Raw genomic sequence first — 16,861 nt, 5'->3', positions numbered from 1 at the left:
CGGGCGCCGCGGTGATTGCCACCGCCGCGCGCGCTCACGAGGCGGGGTCCGCCGCGTTGAACTGCGCCCTGTAGAGGTTGGCGTAGGCCCTGTCCGCCTCGATCAGCTCGTCGTGGGAACCCTGCTCCACGATCCGCCCCGACTCCATGACGATGATCGTGTCCGCGTCCCGGATGGTGGAGAGCCGGTGGGCGATCACGAAGGACGTGCGGCGCTCCCGCAGCGCGGCCATGGCCTTCTGCACGAGCAGCTCCGTGCGGGTGTCCACCGCGGAGGTCGCCTCGTCCAGGATGAGCAGGGACGGTTGCGCCAGGAACGCCCGGGCGATCGTGATCAGCTGCTTCTCACCGGCCGAGACTGAGGAGCCGTCCTCGGAGATCACGGTGTCGTACCCGTCCGGCAGGGCGCGCGCGAAACGGTCCACGTACGTGGCGCGCGCAGCGGCCAGTACCTCCTCGTCCGTGGCGTCCTGACGGCCGTAGCGGATGTTCTCCCGGATGGTGCCGCTGAACAACCACGCGTCCTGGAGCACCATGCCCACCTGTGAACGCAGTTCGTGGCGGGAGAGGTCCCGGATGTCGATCCCGTCCAAGCTGATCCGGCCCGCGTCGATCTCGTAGAAGCGCAGGATGAGGTTCACGAGCGTGGTCTTCCCGGCGCCCGTGGGTCCGACGATCGCCACGGTGCGCCCCGGAGCCACGTGCAGGCACATGTCCTCGATCAGGGGCTCGGCACCCCGGGCCAGGGCGGCCTTGTCGTAGGAGAAGTTCACGTGGTCGAAGCGCACCTCACCGCGCAGCGTGCCCGGCAGGTGGGCGGTGGGCGTCTCCGGTTCCTGTTCGGGGGCGTCGAGCAGTTCGAAGGTGCGTTCCGCGGAGGCGATGCCGGACTGCAACTGGGTGGCCATGCCCGCGACCTGGGACAGCGGCTGGGTGAATTCCCGGGAGTACTGGATGAACGCGGTGGCGTCCCCCAGGGTCAGCTGGCCCGTGGCCACGCGCAGCCCGCCCAGCACGGCGATGCCTACGTAGGACAGGTACGAGATGAACTGCATGACCGGCATGATCGTCCCGGACATGAACTGCGCCCCGAACGCCGCCCGGTACAGTTCCTCGTTGCGCTCGTCGAACTGCTGCTGCATCTGACGCTGTCGGCCGTACGCGTGCACGAGCTCGTGGCCCGAGAAGGATTCCTCGATGTGCCCGTTGAGCTGACCCGTGGCGTGCCACTGCTGTTTGAACAACCGCTGGGAGCGGGTGCCGATGATCCCCGCCGCCACGGCGGACAACGGCAGAGCCACGAGCGCGACGAGCGCCAACTGCCACGAGACGATGAACATCATGACCATGATGCCGAGCACGGTCAGCACGTTCTGCACGAGCTGCGCGAAGGTCTGTTGCAGCGCCGTCTGGATGTTGTCCACGTCGTTGGTCACGCGGGACATCACGTCCCCGCGCTGGCGCGCGTCGAAGTAGCTCAGGGGCAGGGCGTTGACCTTGCGCTCGATCTCCTCGCGCAGGTCGTACACGACCCGCATGACCACGCGGTTGAGCACGTAGCCCTGCAACCACATGAGCACCGAGGCCACGGTGTACATGCCGAGCACCACGAGGATGAGGGTGCCTAGTCGGGTGAAGTCCACGCCCTGTCCCGGGACGAGCGTCATAGCGGACATCATGTCCGCGAGCGTGTCCTGGCCCTGCGCACGCAGCCCGGCCTCGACCTGTTGCTGGCTCGCGCCCGCTGGCAGGGATCTGCCGACGACGCCGGCGAAGATCACGTCCATGGCGCGTCCCAGCACGCGCGGGGCCCACACCGTGAGCACCACGGACAGCACGACGGCCCCGACGACGACGGCGAGCGCCGCCTTGTGCGGGGCCATGAGCTTCACGAGCCGCCCGGCCGAGGCCCAGAAGCGCTGCGGCTTCCGAGCCGGTTCCTGTGTCTCGCTCACCGTTCGCCTCCCGTGGTCTGTTCGGCCGAGAGCTGTGACGTGACGATCTCCCTGTAGGTGTCGCTCGCGGCCACGAGCTCCTCGTGGGTGCCGCGCGCGATGATCCGGCCGTGCTCGAGGACCAGGATGAGGTCCGCGTCCGTGATGGTGGAGACGCGCTGGGCCACCGTGATGACGGTGGCGTGCCGGGTCACGGGGCGCAGGGCGGCGCGCAACCGGGCGTCCGTGGCGACGTCGAGTGCCGAGAACGAGTCGTCGAAGACGTAGACCCGGGGGCGGGCCACGAGGGCGCGGGCGATGCTGAGCCGCTGGCGCTGACCCCCGGACACGTTGGTCCCACCCTGGGACACGGGGGCGTCCAGACCCTCGGGCATCTCGCGGACGAAGTCGTCCGCCTGGGCCACGCGCAGGGCCTCCCACAACTCGTCGTCGGTGGCGTCCGCGCGGCCGAAGCGCAGGTTGGACGCCACGGTCCCGGAGAACAGGAACGGCCGCTGCGGGACCAGGCCCACCCGGCCCGCGAGGTCGTCCGGGGCATAGTCGCGCAGATCCACCCCGTCCAGCAGCACACGGCCGGTCACGGGATCGAGCAAGCGGGGGATCAGGCTAATAAGTGTGCTCTTCCCGGAACCCGTGGCCCCGACCACGGCCACGGTGCGTCCCGGTTCCGCCGCGAAGTCGATCCCGGACAGCACGGGGTCCTCCGCGCCGGGGTACTGGAACGTGACGTCCTCGAACCGAACGTGGCCCACCGGGCGCGGTGCTACGGCCGGTCGCTGCGGCGGGTGCATGGTGGGGCGGGTGTCGAGCACCTCCCCGATCCGCTCGGCGCACACGACCGCGCGCGGGACCATCATGAACATGAACGTGGCCAGCATCACGGCCATGAGGATCTGCAGCATGTACTGCAGGAAGGCGGTCAGCGCCCCGACCTGGATCTGGCCCTGGTCCACGCGGTGGCCGCCGAACCACAGCACGGCCGCGGTGGCCAGGTGCATGACCATGTTGATCACGGGGAACATCAGCACGAACAGCGCCCCGATGCGCAGGGAGATGTCCGTGAGGTCCTGGTTCGCGCTGCGAAAACGCGCGGTCTCGAACGGCTCCTTGACGAAGGCGCGGATCACCCGGATCCCGGTGATCTGTTCGCGCAGCACCCCGTTGATCCCGTCGATGCGTTCCTGCATGATCCGGAACCACGGCATCAACCGGGAGACCACGAGGCCCAGCAGCACCCCCATTACAGGGATGGACACCCACACGAGCCACGACAGCCCCGGGTCCTCCCGCAGGGCCATGACGATCCCGCCCACGCACATGATGGGCGCCATGACCATGAAGTTCAGGCCCATGAGGGTGAGCATCTGGATCTGCTGGACGTCGTTGGTGGTGCGCGTGATCAGCGACGGCGCCCCGAACTTCCCGACCTCGCGCGTGCTGAACTGCCCGACCCGGCGGTAGACGTCCCGGCGCAGGTCCCGGCCCACACCGATCGCCGTGCGGGCACCGCACCACACGGCCACGACGGCAGCGATCACCTGGGCGAACGCCACGGCGAGCATCACGGCGCCGGCGCGCCAGATGTAGTCGGTGTCCCCGCGGGCCACGCCGTTGTCGATGATCCGGGCATTGAGGCTCGGGAGGTAGAGCGTAGCGATCGTGGCCGCCAGTTGGAACACGAGAACGCCCACGACCCACGGGACGTAGGGGCGCGTGAAAGTGCGTAACAAACTCAGCAGCATGACGGTCGATCCTGACGTCGAGCACGGAGGGAGCCGAATACGCGCCCAATATACGCGCGGGCCGGGACACGCTGAACGGACCGGGGCACCCCGGGTGATCCGGGTGTCACGCGCTAAAGTTTCGGTGCACCGAAACTTGCCGTTCCACGCGGTGCGCGGGACGGTGGACCTGAGCAGGAGGCCACCATGACGTCGGGCAATCCAGCGCCGCAGGACGCGACCGGTGCGGGGGGTACGACGGCGCGGGCGTCGTCGCACGGGACCATCGCCGCACTCGGGCCGGCGTTCGTGGCCGCGATCGCTTACGTGGACCCCGGCAACGTGGCCGCGAACGTGAGCGCGGGTGCGGGGCATGGCTACCTGCTCGTATGGGTGCTCGTGCTCGCCAACCTCATGGCCATGGTCATCCAGTACCTCTCCGCCAAGCTCGGGATCGTGACGGGCCTGTCCCTGCCGCAGGTCCTAGGCGGTTCGCTGCCGCCCGGTACCCGGGTGCTCTACTGGGCCCAGGCCCAGCTCATGGCGATCGCCACGGACGTCGCCGAGGTGATCGGCGGGGCGCTCGCATTGTGGTTGCTGTTCGGCATCCCGTTGGCCCTGGGCGGGGTGATCGTGGCCGCGCTGTCCATGCTCGTGCTCGCGCTCCAGAACCACCGCGGTCAGCGCGTGTTCGAGACCGTGATCCTGGGGATGCTCGGGATCATCACGGTGGGGTTTCTCGGGGGGCTCGTGGTGGGCCCGCCCGATCCGCGGGGTGTGCTCGACGGTCTGGTACCGCGGCTGGAGGGCTTCGAGTCCCTGGTGATCGCGGCGGGGATGCTGGGTGCCACCGTGATGCCCCACGCGATCTACATCCACTCCGCACTGAGTCGGGACCGTCACGGCATGGGCCACGCCCCAGAGCGCGTCTCCCAACTCCTGCGCGCGACCCGCGTGGACGTGGTGCTGGCACTCGTGGTGGCCGGTGCGGTGAACATAGGGATGCTCCTGCTCGCGGCCAGGAACCTCTACGGCGTGGAGGGCACGGACACGATCGAGGGTGCGCAGCACGCGATCTCCGACGCGCTCGGGCCCGCCGTGGGGGTCGTCTTCTCCCTGGGGTTGCTGGCCTCCGGGCTCGCCTCCACCGCAGTGGGTGCGTACGCGGGGGACGTGGTCACGGCGGGTCTGTTGCGGTGGCGCATCCCGCTGCTCGCGCGGCGGCTGATCACGGTGATCCCCGCCGTCGTGATCCTGGCGCTCGGCGCGGAACCCACTGCAGCCTTGGTCGGGAGTCAAGTGGTGCTGAGCTTCGGGATCGCGTTCGCGCTCATCCCCCTGGTGCGCGCCACGGGCAGGGCCTCCCTCATGGGCCGCTTCCGCAACGGCCCGGTGCTCGCGGCCATCGGGTGGGTGAGCGCCGCGATCGTGGTGGTGCTGAACGTGGTCCTGCTCGTCATGGGCGTGGGAAATGTGGGTTAGGGGCTAGCAAAACCACATAAACAGACATAAGCTCACATCACACAGGGGTTTCACCGCCGACACCCCGGTCCGTGAGGTGAAGATGTTCGCTGCAGAACGCCACGAGGAGATCACACGCACCGTGAGCCACGAGCGCCGTGTCAACGGTGCGGGACTGGCGAAGCGGTTCGGTGTGACCATGGAGACGATCCGCCGGGATCTCGCCGTGCTCGAGTCCCAGGGGAAACTGCGCCGTGTGCACGGCGGTGCCGTGTCCGTGGACCAGTCCACGAGCGGCGAACAGGGGATGGACTCCCGATCGCGCCTCGCGGCCGATGAGAAACGGGCCATCGCCCGCAAAGCCCTCGAGGTACTCGAACATGCCGAGGCCGGTGCCGTGGTCCTGGATGCCGGCACCACGGTCGAGGCGCTCGCGGACCTGTTGCTGGCCCGGGACAACCACCTGCCCGGCGGGCAGGAACAGCTGATCATCACCCACGCCCTGCACATCGCGGCGAAACTCGCGGACGCCGAGGGTGTGGGGCTCGAGCTCGTGGGTGGGCGGATCCGCAAACTCACGTGGGCGGCCACCGGCTCGCGGCCCGCCCAGCACTACGACCAGTTGCGCCCGGACCTCGCGTTCGTGGGCTGCAACGGCGCCCACGCCTCCTTCGGGCTGTCCACCCCGGACCCCATCGAGGCCGTGGTCAAGGCGACGATCGTGCAGGCCGCGCGCCGCGTCGTCGTCCTGTGCGACGCGAGCAAGCAGGACCAGGAGACCCTCACGCGCTTCTGCTCGCTCGAACAGATCGACACCTTCATCACCGACCGCGCTCCCGTGGGGGAGCTGGCCCAAGCCCTCGAAGACGCCGACGTGGAAGTGGTTCTCGCATGATCATCACCGTGACCCTCAACCCCTCCGTGGACCGCACCGTGGACCTGCCCGGCCCGCTGGCCCGCGGTCGCGTGCAGCGCGCGAGCGACACCCGCCAGGACCCCGGGGGCAAGGGTGTGAACATCTCGCGCGCGCTGGCCGCGAGCGGTGTGGACACTGTGGCCGTGGTCCCGGGGGACGGCACTGATCCGCTGTTCACCGCGCTCGATGCCGCGGGGGTGCGCTACGACAGCGTGTCCATCGGTGCGCCCGTGCGATCCAACATCACCGTGACCGAACCGGACGGGACCACGACCAAGATCAACGAGCCCGGCCCCCCGCTGGACGAGCACACCGTGGACCGAATCGTGGAACGGATCGTCTCCCGCGGCGCGGGTGCGCAGTGGCTCGTGTTCGCGGGGTCCGTGCCGCCCGGGCCCGCCCCGGACGTCTACGCCGTGCTGGCCGCCCGCGTGAGCGGCGCGCTCGGTGCGGCCGCGCCGTCGTTCGCGCTGGACACCTCCGGGGACGTGCTGCGCGCGGCTCTCGCCCCGGGTGTCACCGTACTGCCGGACGTGATCAAACCCAACGGCCACGAACTCGCGGAGCTGCTGGGCCGCACCGACGGCGATGCGCTCGAGGCCGATCCGCGCGCCGCAGCGGACGCCGGGCGGGAGCTCGTGGCCCGCGGCGTGGGGGCCGTGCTGTGCACTCTGGGCGGCAACGGTGCCGTGCTCGTGACGCCCGAGGGCGCGTGGCACGCCGTGCACGAACCCGTCACGGTGCGCTCGACCGTGGGCGCAGGCGACAGCGCCCTGACCGGGTACCTCGTGGCCGCCCAGCGCGGGGAGGCCCCGGCCGAACGCCTGCGCCGGGCCGTGGCCCACGGCTCCGCCGCCGCCGCCCTGCCCGGGACCCAGATGCCCACGGTCGCTCAGACCACGCCCGACGCCGTGCGGGTCACGCAGCTGACGTCCGCACGGCAAAGCGCCGCGACACCGGACGTCCCGACGCCGAACCCACCGACCCCGGCCGCGCCCCGCGAGACGCATCCCCGGACCTGATCCACCCACCGCCCCGTAGCCAAGGAGCACCGACATGTCAGATCTGATCAATCCCGGCCTGGTCCTGTTGGACCGGGACCTGGGCGAGTCCACGGAGAGTGTGATCCGTGCACTCGCGGCCACCGTCCACCGGGAGGGCCGCGCGAGCACCGCGGATTCCCTCGCCGCGGACGCCCTGGCCCGGGAGGCCAAGAACGCCACCGGGATCCCGGGCGGGATCGGCATCCCGCACTGCCGCTCCGAGGCCGTCACGCAGGCCACCCTGGTCATGGCGCGGCTCGCCCCCGCCGTGGACTTCGGGGCCAAGGACGGACCGGCGGACATCGTCTTCTTCATCGCTGCACCGGCAGGCGCGGACCAGGAGCACCTCAAGCTGCTGTCCAAGCTCGCACGTTCCCTCATGAAGAAGCCCTTCGTGGCGTCCCTGCGCGCAGCGCAGTCGCCGGAGGAGGTCGTGGACATCGTGGACACCGCCCTCGGTCTCGCTCCGCAGCCGGACGACGCCGCTGCGGCACCCACCGCGGCGACCGGGACCGCGGCCGCGGGATCCTCCGCCGCGACCGGTGCCGACGGGTCCGCTGCCACGGGAACCGGCGGTGCCGCTGCCGGCGCAGCCGTAGCTGGTGCGAGCGGTGCGACCGCGGCGTCGAACGCCGGGACGCAGACACCCACCGGAACGCACGCGCCGCTGACTGAATCCGCGACGTCGACGGCGCCCGATGACGCGGGCGCCCGGGGTCCGCGCAGGCTCGTGGCCGTCACGGCGTGCCCCACCGGCATCGCCCACACCTACATGGCCGCGGACGCCCTGGCCAACACCGCCCAGGAAATGGGAGTGGACCTGCAGGTCGAGACCCAGGGCTCCTCGGGCGCCACGCGTCTGGACCCGGCGGTGATCGGTCAGGCGGAGGCCGTGATCTTCGCGACCGACGTGGACGTGCGGGAGCGCTCGCGGTTCGCGGGTCTGCCGTACATCGCGTCCGCGGTCAAGCGCGGGATCGACGAACCCCGCGAGATGATCCAGGAGGCCCTCGAGGCCGCGGACGATCCCCAGGCGCCCAAGGTCACGGGCGACGGCGGTGAGATCTCCGCCGCCGTGACCGGCAGCGAGGGGTGGGGCACGCGGATCCGCAAGGCCGTGATGACGGGTGTCAGCTACATGATCCCGTTCGTGGCCGCGGGCGGTCTGCTCATGGCGATCGCGTTCATGATCGCGGACCCGGTGCTCGTGGCCCAGCAGGCCGACGACATCCTGGCCACCACCACCCTGGGCAACCTGGGGGACGTGTCCCTGGCCATGTACCTGGGTGCCGTGCTGTTCAAGACCGGCAACCTGGCGATCAGCCTGTTGGTCCCCGCGCTCGCGGGCTACATCGCCTACGGGCTCGCGGACCGTCCGGGCATCGCCCCCGGCTTCGCGGCCGGTCTCGTGGCCAACTTCATGGGCGCCGGGTTCATCGGCGGCATCGTGGGCGGTCTGCTGGCTGGCATCTGCGCGTACTGGCTGACGCTGCCCCGACTGCCCCGCTGGCTCGGATCACTCATGCCCGTGGTCATCATCCCGCTGCTCGCCACGCTGTTCGCCGGCGGGTTGCTGTTCCTGCTGATCGGCGGGCCCATCGCCGCGTTCATGACGTGGCTCACGAGCCTGCTCGCCGGGATGAGCGGTGCCTCGGCCGTGGCCCTGGGTGCCGTGCTTGGTCTGATGATGTGCTCGGACCTGGGCGGTCCCATCAACAAGGTGGCCTATTCCTTCGCCGTGGCCGGACTGGGTGCCGCGACCGTGACCAACACGGCGCCGCAGGAGATCATGGCCACCGTGATCGCCGCGGGCATGGTGCCCCCGCTCGGGATGGCGCTCGCCTCCACCGTGCTGGGCCGCAAGTACTTCAGCGCCGCGGAGCGTGAGAACGGCAAGACCTCGTGGCTGCTCGGCGCGTCCTTCATCTCCGAGGGTGCCATCCCGTTCGCCGCGGCCGATCCGCTGCGCGTGATCCCCGCCTCGATGGCCGGTGGCGTGATCACCGGTGCCCTGACGATGGCGTGGGGCGTGACCTCGGCGGCCCCGCACGGTGGGATCTGGATCCTGCCGGTCGTGGACGGACGCTGGGGCTTCGTGGCCGCCATCCTGGCGGGCACCGTGGTCACCGCCGTGCTGGTCACCCTGTTCAAGCGCATCGGCAACGTGAAGAAGCACGTGGGCGAGGTCCCCGGGGTTCCGCAGACACAACAAACCGTGGAAGTGTGAGACATCATGACTGACAACGACGTGACCGGTGCCGCACAGCAGCGCGTGGAACTGCGCGGTGTGGGGGTCAGCCCCGGGCGTGTGATCGCCACCGTGGTGCACATGGCACCCGCCGTGAGCGAGCCGCCCGAGGGCGAGCCGCTCACCGGGGACGCCGAGGCCGCGATCGACCGCCTCAAGGCAGCGGCGCTCGAGGTCAAGGCCGAGCTCAAGGAAAGGGCCGCTCGGGCGCGCTCGGAATCCGCGGCGGAGGTACTCAAGGCCACGTCCCTCATGGCGGGGGACAAGGCCCTGATCAAGAACGCGGGCAAGCTCGTGACCGATCAGCAGCTCAGCCCCGAGCGGGCGCTGTGGCAGGCTGCCACCGCGTACGCGGACCAGATGCGGGCCATGGGCGGCTACATGGCCGAACGTGCCGCGGACATCGAGGACGTCCGCGCGCGCATCGTCGCCCGACTGCGCGGGGAAGACGCCCCGGGCGTGCCCCAGCGCAAGGAGCCGTTCGTGCTCGCGGCCGAGGACCTCGCACCGGCGGACACCGCGGTGCTGGATCCGGACGTCGTCGTGGCGCTGGTGACCGCCTCCGGCGGACCCCAGTCCCACACGGCGATCCTCGCGCGCAACCTCGGGCTGCCGGCCGCCGTGGCCGTCGAGGGGATCCTCGAGGTCCCCGCGGGGACGCCCGTGTTCGTGGACGGTGCCGAGGGCGCCGTCGTCGCGGCACCGGCAGAGCACGAACGCGAGGCAGTGACCGCGTGGCAGCGCGCGGCCGCGCAACTCGCGTCCTTCGACGGCCGGGGCGCGCTCGCGGACGGAACCGAGGTCCCGCTGCTCGCCAACGTGGGCACCGGCGACGACGCCCGCGCGGCCGCCGAGGCCGGCGCCGAGGGCGTGGGATTGTTGCGCACCGAGTTCTGCTTCCTGGGCCGGGACAGCGAACCCACCGTGGCCGAACAGACCCAGGCGTACGCCGAGATCTTCGCGGCGTTCGAGGGCAAGAAGGTGGTCGTGCGTACGCTCGACGCCGGGGCGGACAAGCCCCTGCCCTTCCTCACGGACACCACCGAGCCCAATCCCGCGCTCGGTGTGCGCGGCTACCGCACCGACTGGACCACCCCGGGCGTGCTGCAGCGCCAGCTCGAGGCGATCGCCGCGGCGGCCCGGGAGACCGGGGCGCACGTGTGGGTCATGGCACCCATGATCGCCACCGCGGAGGAGGCCGCCCGGTTCCACGAACTCGCGAGCGTCGAGGGGCTGCAGGTCACCGGCGTCATGGTCGAGACACCCGCCGCGGCCATCACCGCCGAGCAGATCCTCGAGCGCGTGGACTTCGTGTCGCTCGGGACCAACGACCTCACCCAGTACACGATGGCCGCGGACCGCATGCTGGGTGCACTCGCCGAGTTGAACTCCCCGTGGCAACCGGCCGTGCTGCGCATGATCGAGCGCACCGCGGCGGGTGCGCGAGCGACGTCTGACGCGTCCGGTGAACACAAGAACGTGGGCGTGTGCGGCGAGGCCGCCGCGGACCCCGCGCTCGCCGTGGTGCTCGTGGGGCTCGGGGTGGACACCCTGTCCATGAGTGCGCGCTCGCTCTCCGCCGTCGCCGCCGTGCTCGCCCGCGTGGACACCGCCCAGGCCGAGCGGCTGGCCGCACTCGCCGTGTCCGCCACGAGCGCGCGCGAGGCCAAGGAAGCCGTGCGGGCACAGTTGCCCGTGCTGCACGAACTGGGGCTGTGACCCCGCCCGAACCAGCGTCACCCGAACCGACCCAGCAAGGAGCTGACATGTCAGAACGCATTGCCACCGTGGCCTCCCGTGTGGGGCTGCACGCCCGGCCCGCCGCGATCTTCGCGGAGGCCGCCGGCGAGTACGAGAACCTGGAGATCACCATCCGCGCCGAGGGCGAGGACGCCGAGGAGGGCATGGACGCGTCCTCGGTGCTGTCCCTGATGTCCCTGGGCGCGGCCCACGGGGACAAGGTGGTCCTCGCGGCCGACGGCGACGGCGCCGAGGAAGCCCTCGAGCACCTCGCCTCGATCATCGAGACGGACCTCGACGCCGAGTGATCCTCACCACCGCCGACGCCGGGCGCCCCTGTGTGGGCACCCGGCGTCGGCGCTTTCCCGGGGGGTGATCGTCGCATTCCGGTGACCGGGGTCGGGGCCCAGGGCGAGGAGTACGGTGAATCGCATGGTGCGGTTTCTCATTCTGACAGGTCTGGTCGTGGCCACGATTGCCACGGTTCTCGCAGCGGTCTTCGGTCCCTGGGGATGGTGGATCCTCGCAGTCATCTTCTTCCTGCTGTTGCTCGTGGGCATCCGCGATGCGACGCAGCGCAGGCATTCGATCCTGCGCAACTTCCCCGTGCTCGGGCACGCGCGGTTCTTCATGGAGAAGATCCGCCCCGAGATCCAGCAGTACTTCATCGAGCGCAACTACGACGGCAAGCCGTTCAACCGTGACCAGCGCTCGCTCGTGTACTCGCGGGCCAAGGGCTTCAAGGGCGACAAGGCGTTCGGCACCGAGCTCAACGTGAACGAACCGGGCTACGAGTACTTCGTCCAGTCCGTGGCGCCCAAGGCGGCCCCGGAGAGCGAGCACCGCGTGCGCCTGGGCGGGCCGGACTGCAAGCAGCCGTACGACGCCTCGCTGCTGAACATCTCCTCCATGAGCTTCGGCTCCCTGTCCAAGAACGCCGTGCTCGCCATGAACAAGGGCGCGGCCATGGGCGGGTTCGCGCAGGAGACCGGTGAGGGCGGGCTGACCAAGTACCACCTCGCCCACGACGCCGACATCATTTGGGAGTTCGGTTCCGGGTACTTCGGCACGCGTGACGAGAACGGCAACTTCGACCCGGAGGCCTTCCGCAAGAAGTCCAACCTGCCACAGGTCAAGGCCATCAACATCAAGCTCTCCCAGGGCGCCAAGCCGGGCCTGGGCGGCGTGCTGCCGGGCTCCAAGGTGACCGAGGAGATCGCGGAGGCGCGCATGGTCCCCGTGGGCCAGACCTGCATCTCCCCGGCCAGCCACTCGGCGTTCACCACGCCGCGCGGTCTGATCCAGTTCGTGGCCCACCTGCGGGAACTGTCCAACGGCAAGCCGATCGGCTTCAAGCTGTGCGTGGGCTCGCGCGTGGAGTTCCTGGCCATCTGCAAGGCCATGATCGAGGAGAAGGTCACCCCGGACTTCATCATCGTGGACGGTTCCGAGGGCGGCACCGGTGCCGCACCGCTCGAGTACCAGGACCACGTGGGCACCCCGCTCGTGGAGGGTCTGATCCTGGTGCACAACGCGCTCGTGGGTGCGGGACTGCGGGACCGGATCAAGATTGGCGCCGCCGGGAAGATCACCTCGGGCCACGACATCGTGCGCCACATCATCCAGGGTGCTGACTTCTGCATGAGCGCGCGCGCCATGATGATGGCCGTGGGCTGCATCCAGGCCCAGGCGTGCCACACCAACAAGTGCCCCGTGGGCGTGACCACGCAGAACCCCAAGCTCTACAAGGCCCTGGACATCGAGGACAAGGGTGACCGCGTGGAGCGTTACCACCGCCTGACCGTGGAGGAAGCGGGCCAGATCATCTCCACCATGGGCTGCGAGCACCCCGAGGAGCTCACGCGTCAGATGCTGCGCCGCAAGGTCACGGCCACCCAGAGCATCTCGTACGAGACCCTCTACCGCTGGCTCACGCCGGGCAAGCTGTTCGAGGGCGTCGAAGGCGGTTGGGGTGAGGACTGGGATTACGCCGATCCGGACAAGTTCACCCCGGGTCACCCGGGCAAGTACGTGTTCAAGGGCCGCAGCCCGCTGGAACCCGGCGACGTCATGCCGGCGGACGATCGCGAGCCGGCGCTGTCCGGTGCCCGCGGCGGCGAGCGCGGTACCGAGTCCGCCACGCCGCGCACGAGCGGGCCGTCCGCGGGGCAGGCCTCCGAGGCGAACCCCGGGCAGTCCACCGCGGGCACGAGCCGACGTCCCGAGGGGCAGCCTGGCAACGCGGCCGGTGCCCAGCACACGACGAGCGACCCGTCCCCGGACTCCGATCACGTGGACCCCTCCGACGACTCACGCACCCGCAACCCCGGGCTCGCCTGAGCCCGAGGGATACCATGTGAGGCGGTGCCGCGACAGCGCGGCACCGCCTCACGTCGTCAGTGCCCCCCTGTACAGGATTGAGAGAGCCTTGCGAGAATTCACGGCACGTTTTGCCACCGATCAGGAAATCGCCGAGTGGGACTCCCACGTCACGGCCAACCCCTCGGGCGGCAACCTGTTGCAGTCGGAGGCGTTCGCGCTGGTCAAGAAGGACCACGGGTGGAAGCCGCAGTACGTGGTGTACGAACCCACGGACGGTTCGCAGCCCAGTTACAACCTGGTGCTCGAGAAGTCCGTGCCCGCCCTGGGCAGGCTGTGGTACATGATCAAGGGCCCGGACGTGGCGAGCGTGGACGACATCCCCGGCATCGTGGCGGCCAACGAGCGCTTCGTGGCGGGTCCCGCGCGCGGCGTGTTCGCGATCAAGTACGAACCCGAGATCGTGGCCTCCGACTACGCCGCGGGCGTGATGGCGCGCAGCGGACTCGTGAAGTCCTTCGAGATTCAGCCCAACGACTCCACCGCCGTGCTGGACACGGACATGGACGAGAAGGCCCTGCTCAAGTCCCTGCACTCGCGGGGTCGCAACGCGGTGCGCCGTGCGACCCGCGAGGGCTGCGAGGTGGACCAGGTCCCGCTCACGGAGGAGAACATGCGCGCGATGTACGCGCTCATGGATTCCGTGGGTCAGGGTCACGCCAAGGTGACCCTGCGTTCCTACGAGTACTACCGGGCGTTCTGGAACAATTTCGCCGATCGCGGTCAGGGCCGGCTCTACTTCACCTACGAGGACGGCAAGCCCTCGGTGGGTGCCTACGTGATCTCCTACGGGCGCAAGGGCACCTACAAGGACGGCGGCTCCAAGCCGCGGCGCAAGCAGTACGGGGACTCGCACCTCGTGCAGTGGAGCGCCATCACGGACCTGAAGCAGGACCACGAGATCACCCAGTACGACTTCTGCGGGACCCCGCCCTCCGACCAGCTCAAGAACAAGGAGCACCCCTACTACGGTCTGGGGTTGTTCAAGACGAGCTTCACCAAGACTGTCGTGGATTACGTGGGCGTTTGGGATCAGCCACTCAGCCGCGCGAAATACGCTGTGTGGAACAACGTGGCGGAGAAGGTACAGCGCCAGTTGTGGGTGCGCCGCACGGGTCAGCCCTTCTACTGACAGGCGGCCGCGGCCCCTCCACCCGGCCCCCGCTCGCCCGCAGGCGAGGACGTGGGCGAGCACGGGCGCGCGAGCGGATGCGTGTGGGCCGCACCCCAGCACACAGGAGTCGAACAGTGCCTGCGGCGGCAGAGAAGGGTGATCCCACGTGAGCGTGAGCGAGCAATTGACGCGTCTGGCGCACCAGGGCTACCCGTCCTCGGGTGAGAGCACGGGCCCGCACGCGGTGGACGATGAACCGTTCGGTCCCGCCGGGGACACCGCGCTGCGCGACGCCGTGCAGCACACGAGTCCGCGGCGTCGTACGCGTTACGCACCGCGCCCCACCGAGGAACAGGCCGCCCGGGCGGAACTGCGTAGCGCGCCCGTGCACACCGACACCCGGACGACGTCGCAGCTGCGGGTCCCTGGCGTCCGTCCCCGCAGCGCCGGGCACGGTCCCGCGACCGGCACCGGAACGCCGCAGGTCTCCTCCCTGCCCGTCCTCACACCGAGCCAGATCGCCGCCGACCGCGCAGGCCAGGGGCACCGGGCGGCGGTTCCCGCGGCATTGACCGAACCCATCAGCAGCCCGTCCCGGCGTGGCACCGCCCCCGCGAGCTCACCCGTGGAGCGCCCGGAAACCGTGGCGCACGAGCCGGCGCCCGCGACCACCGCGATCTCGCGGGGCGTGTACCCGGCCACCCGGGTCAAACCGTCGCGAGCACCCAAGGCACTGTTGCGCTCCCTCGTGCAGGGGGACGCCGCGCCCACCGCGCCCATGCGTGTGGTGGACCGGCTCACCGCCACACCGTTCCAGCACCTGCGCAAGTTCGGGGACAGCACGGACCGCCAGGCCCGGCGCACCCTGAACTTCGCGCTGCGCCTGGCCGAGACCATGTTCCACTACGGCGCGGACGCGCTGGACGTGGAGAACGCGATCATCGCGGTGTGCGCCACGTACGGGGTGGAGAACCTGGACGTGGACATCACCAACCAGTCGGTGACCATCAACTACGTCGCGGAGACCACGGCCACGGGCAAACTCACCGCCGCCGGCGAGGCCCTGCGGCGGGTCACCGAGGACACCGGCTCCTCCGCCCACCCCGCGACCGCCCTGGCGGGCACACCCGGGACCACGGGGGAGCAGCGCGGGAGCTCCGCGCCGCGCACCGGCCAGGACCCGTGGGGCGATTCTTCGACCTCGAGCCACACCGTGATGCGCGTGGTGCGTTCGTGGACCGACAACTACTCGGGTCTCGCGGACTCCCATCAGCTCGTGACCCGGATCATCGAGGGCAACACGCCCCTGCGGGACGCCGAACGGGAGCTCGCCCGGATCAACGCCCGGCCCAAGCCCTACCCCAAGTGGGTCGTGTGGCTCGCCACGGTGATCGCGGCGGGGACCATCACGCTGGCGATCGGCGGCAGCCCGGCCGGTGCGCTCGTGGCCGTGGTCTCCTCCGTGGTGGTGCAGTCCGTCACGGCGAAACTGGGGGCGTGGCGGATCCCGGAGTTCTTCTCCCTCGCGGCCAACGCCCTGGTGGTCACGCTCGGTGCCCTGTTGATCTCGGCGGTGGGGGTCGAGGTGTCCCCGCCCAAGGTCATCGCCGGTGGGATCATCATGCTGTTGCCCACCACCCGCATGGTCTCCACGATGCAGGACGCGATCAACGGTTTCCCCGTGACCGCGGCCGGACGACTACTGTCCACCGCCATGGCGTTCCTGGGGATCGTGGCCGGGATCGCCCTGGGGATCACCTTGTCCGCGCACCTGGGGGTCCCACGGATTGACGTTTCCCAGTCCGGGTTCACACCCGCGGCAGCCGTGACCAACACGGTGTTCATGCTGATCTCCACCGCTCTGATCGCGATCACCATGCAGGCGAAGCCGCGTCACCTGCTGCCCGCCGTGACCGCGGCCCTCGTGGGCCTCGGTTTTTACCACGGCATCGGTAGCTTCGATCCCAGCACACGATTGGCCACGGGCGTGGGGGCTGTGGCGAGCGGTTGCGTGGCCGCGCTGCTCGCGGCGAGGGCCAAGATCCCGCAGGCGATCCTCGCGATCCCCGCGATGACCTACCTGCTGCCCGGGTTGAGCCTGTTCCGCGGAATGTACGCGATCACCGTGGAGATCGAGACCACGGGGGACGGCATCACGGGACTCGTCAACGCCATGGTGTCCATCGTGCTCCTCGCGGCGGGCGTGGTGCTCGCCAAGTACCTCATGCGCCCGTTCATCGAGCGGATGCAGTACCTCTCCCAGCGGCGCAACCGCCGCCGCTGAC

Annotated in this window: 11 protein-coding genes; 9 read left to right on the top strand and 2 right to left on the bottom strand. The window is 70.0% G+C overall.

Annotation, left to right across the window (positions count from 1 at the left end):
- Positions 1 to 34: 34 nt before the first annotated feature.
- Both RF650_RS01560 and RF650_RS01555 read right to left on the bottom strand, forming a co-directional pair.
- On the bottom strand, positions 35 to 1,954 hold the full coding sequence (locus RF650_RS01560; RefSeq protein ID WP_368813881.1) for an ABC transporter ATP-binding protein: 1,920 nt from the start codon (positions 1,952 to 1,954) through the stop codon (positions 35 to 37).
- Complete coding sequence (locus RF650_RS01555; RefSeq protein WP_312917383.1) at positions 1,951 to 3,696, bottom strand: ABC transporter ATP-binding protein; 1,746 nt, start codon at positions 3,694 to 3,696, stop codon at positions 1,951 to 1,953. Before RF650_RS01555 ends, RF650_RS01560 begins: the two co-directional genes overlap by 4 nt.
- 186 nt (positions 3,697 to 3,882) lie before the next feature.
- Between RF650_RS01555 and RF650_RS01550 the strand changes: the two genes are divergently transcribed.
- From RF650_RS01550 to RF650_RS01510, 9 genes are all read left to right on the top strand, one after another.
- On the top strand, positions 3,883 to 5,157 hold the full coding sequence (locus RF650_RS01550) for an Nramp family divalent metal transporter (RefSeq protein WP_368813880.1): 1,275 nt from the start codon (positions 3,883 to 3,885) through the stop codon (positions 5,155 to 5,157).
- An 82-nt stretch (positions 5,158 to 5,239) separates the two neighbouring features.
- Complete coding sequence (locus tag RF650_RS01545; RefSeq protein ID WP_312917378.1) at positions 5,240 to 6,031, top strand: DeoR/GlpR family DNA-binding transcription regulator; 792 nt, start codon at positions 5,240 to 5,242, stop codon at positions 6,029 to 6,031.
- A complete protein-coding gene (locus tag RF650_RS01540) occupies positions 6,028 to 7,074 on the top strand; it encodes a 1-phosphofructokinase family hexose kinase (protein ID WP_368813879.1) in 1,047 nt (348 codons plus the stop codon). Before RF650_RS01545 ends, RF650_RS01540 begins: the two co-directional genes overlap by 4 nt.
- A gap of 34 nt (positions 7,075 to 7,108) precedes the next feature.
- A complete protein-coding gene (locus RF650_RS01535; RefSeq protein WP_368813878.1) occupies positions 7,109 to 9,322 on the top strand; it encodes a fructose-specific PTS transporter subunit EIIC in 2,214 nt (737 codons plus the stop codon).
- Between the two features lie 6 nt (positions 9,323 to 9,328).
- Positions 9,329 to 11,062: a phosphoenolpyruvate--protein phosphotransferase gene (ptsP, locus tag RF650_RS01530; protein ID WP_368813877.1), complete on the top strand. Its 1,734-nt coding sequence runs from the start codon at positions 9,329 to 9,331 to the stop codon at positions 11,060 to 11,062.
- Between the two features lie 47 nt (positions 11,063 to 11,109).
- Positions 11,110 to 11,391 (top strand): HPr family phosphocarrier protein, encoded by a 282-nt coding sequence (locus tag RF650_RS01525; RefSeq protein ID WP_035963817.1) that lies wholly within the window; start codon positions 11,110 to 11,112, stop codon positions 11,389 to 11,391.
- Positions 11,392 to 11,515: 124 nt separating this feature from the next.
- Positions 11,516 to 13,423 carry an FMN-binding glutamate synthase family protein gene (locus RF650_RS01520; protein ID WP_368813876.1) on the top strand — a complete coding sequence of 636 codons (1,908 nt, stop codon included), beginning with the start codon at positions 11,516 to 11,518 and terminating at the stop codon, positions 13,421 to 13,423.
- Positions 13,424 to 13,511: 88 nt separating this feature from the next.
- Complete coding sequence (locus tag RF650_RS01515; RefSeq protein WP_035963815.1) at positions 13,512 to 14,594, top strand: peptidoglycan bridge formation glycyltransferase FemA/FemB family protein; 1,083 nt, start codon at positions 13,512 to 13,514, stop codon at positions 14,592 to 14,594.
- 154 nt (positions 14,595 to 14,748) lie between these two features.
- Positions 14,749 to 16,860: a threonine/serine exporter ThrE family protein gene (locus RF650_RS01510; protein ID WP_242670473.1), complete on the top strand. Its 2,112-nt coding sequence runs from the start codon at positions 14,749 to 14,751 to the stop codon at positions 16,858 to 16,860.
- Position 16,861 lies beyond the last annotated feature (1 nt).

It is taken from the genome of Kocuria sp. CPCC 205297 (genome assembly GCF_040981035.1).
GTDB lineage: Bacteria > Actinomycetota > Actinomycetes > Actinomycetales > Micrococcaceae > Kocuria > Kocuria marina.
Note: the sequence above shows the minus strand (reverse complement) of the source record. Positions and strands in the feature narration are given on the sequence as shown.

Coding starts and splice junctions, on each gene's coding strand:
- RF650_RS01555 (WP_312917383.1), bottom strand. CDS start 3,696: ATGCTGCTGAGTTTGTTACGCACTTTCACGCGCCCCTACGTCCCGTGG.
- RF650_RS01550 (WP_368813880.1), top strand. CDS start 3,883: ATGACGTCGGGCAATCCAGCGCCGCAGGACGCGACCGGTGCGGGGGGT.
- RF650_RS01545 (WP_312917378.1), top strand. CDS start 5,240: ATGTTCGCTGCAGAACGCCACGAGGAGATCACACGCACCGTGAGCCAC.
- RF650_RS01535 (WP_368813878.1), top strand. CDS start 7,109: ATGTCAGATCTGATCAATCCCGGCCTGGTCCTGTTGGACCGGGACCTG.
- RF650_RS01520 (WP_368813876.1), top strand. CDS start 11,516: ATGGTGCGGTTTCTCATTCTGACAGGTCTGGTCGTGGCCACGATTGCC.
- RF650_RS01525 (WP_035963817.1), top strand. CDS start 11,110: ATGTCAGAACGCATTGCCACCGTGGCCTCCCGTGTGGGGCTGCACGCC.
- RF650_RS01540 (WP_368813879.1), top strand. CDS start 6,028: ATGATCATCACCGTGACCCTCAACCCCTCCGTGGACCGCACCGTGGAC.
- ptsP (WP_368813877.1), top strand. CDS start 9,329: ATGACTGACAACGACGTGACCGGTGCCGCACAGCAGCGCGTGGAACTG.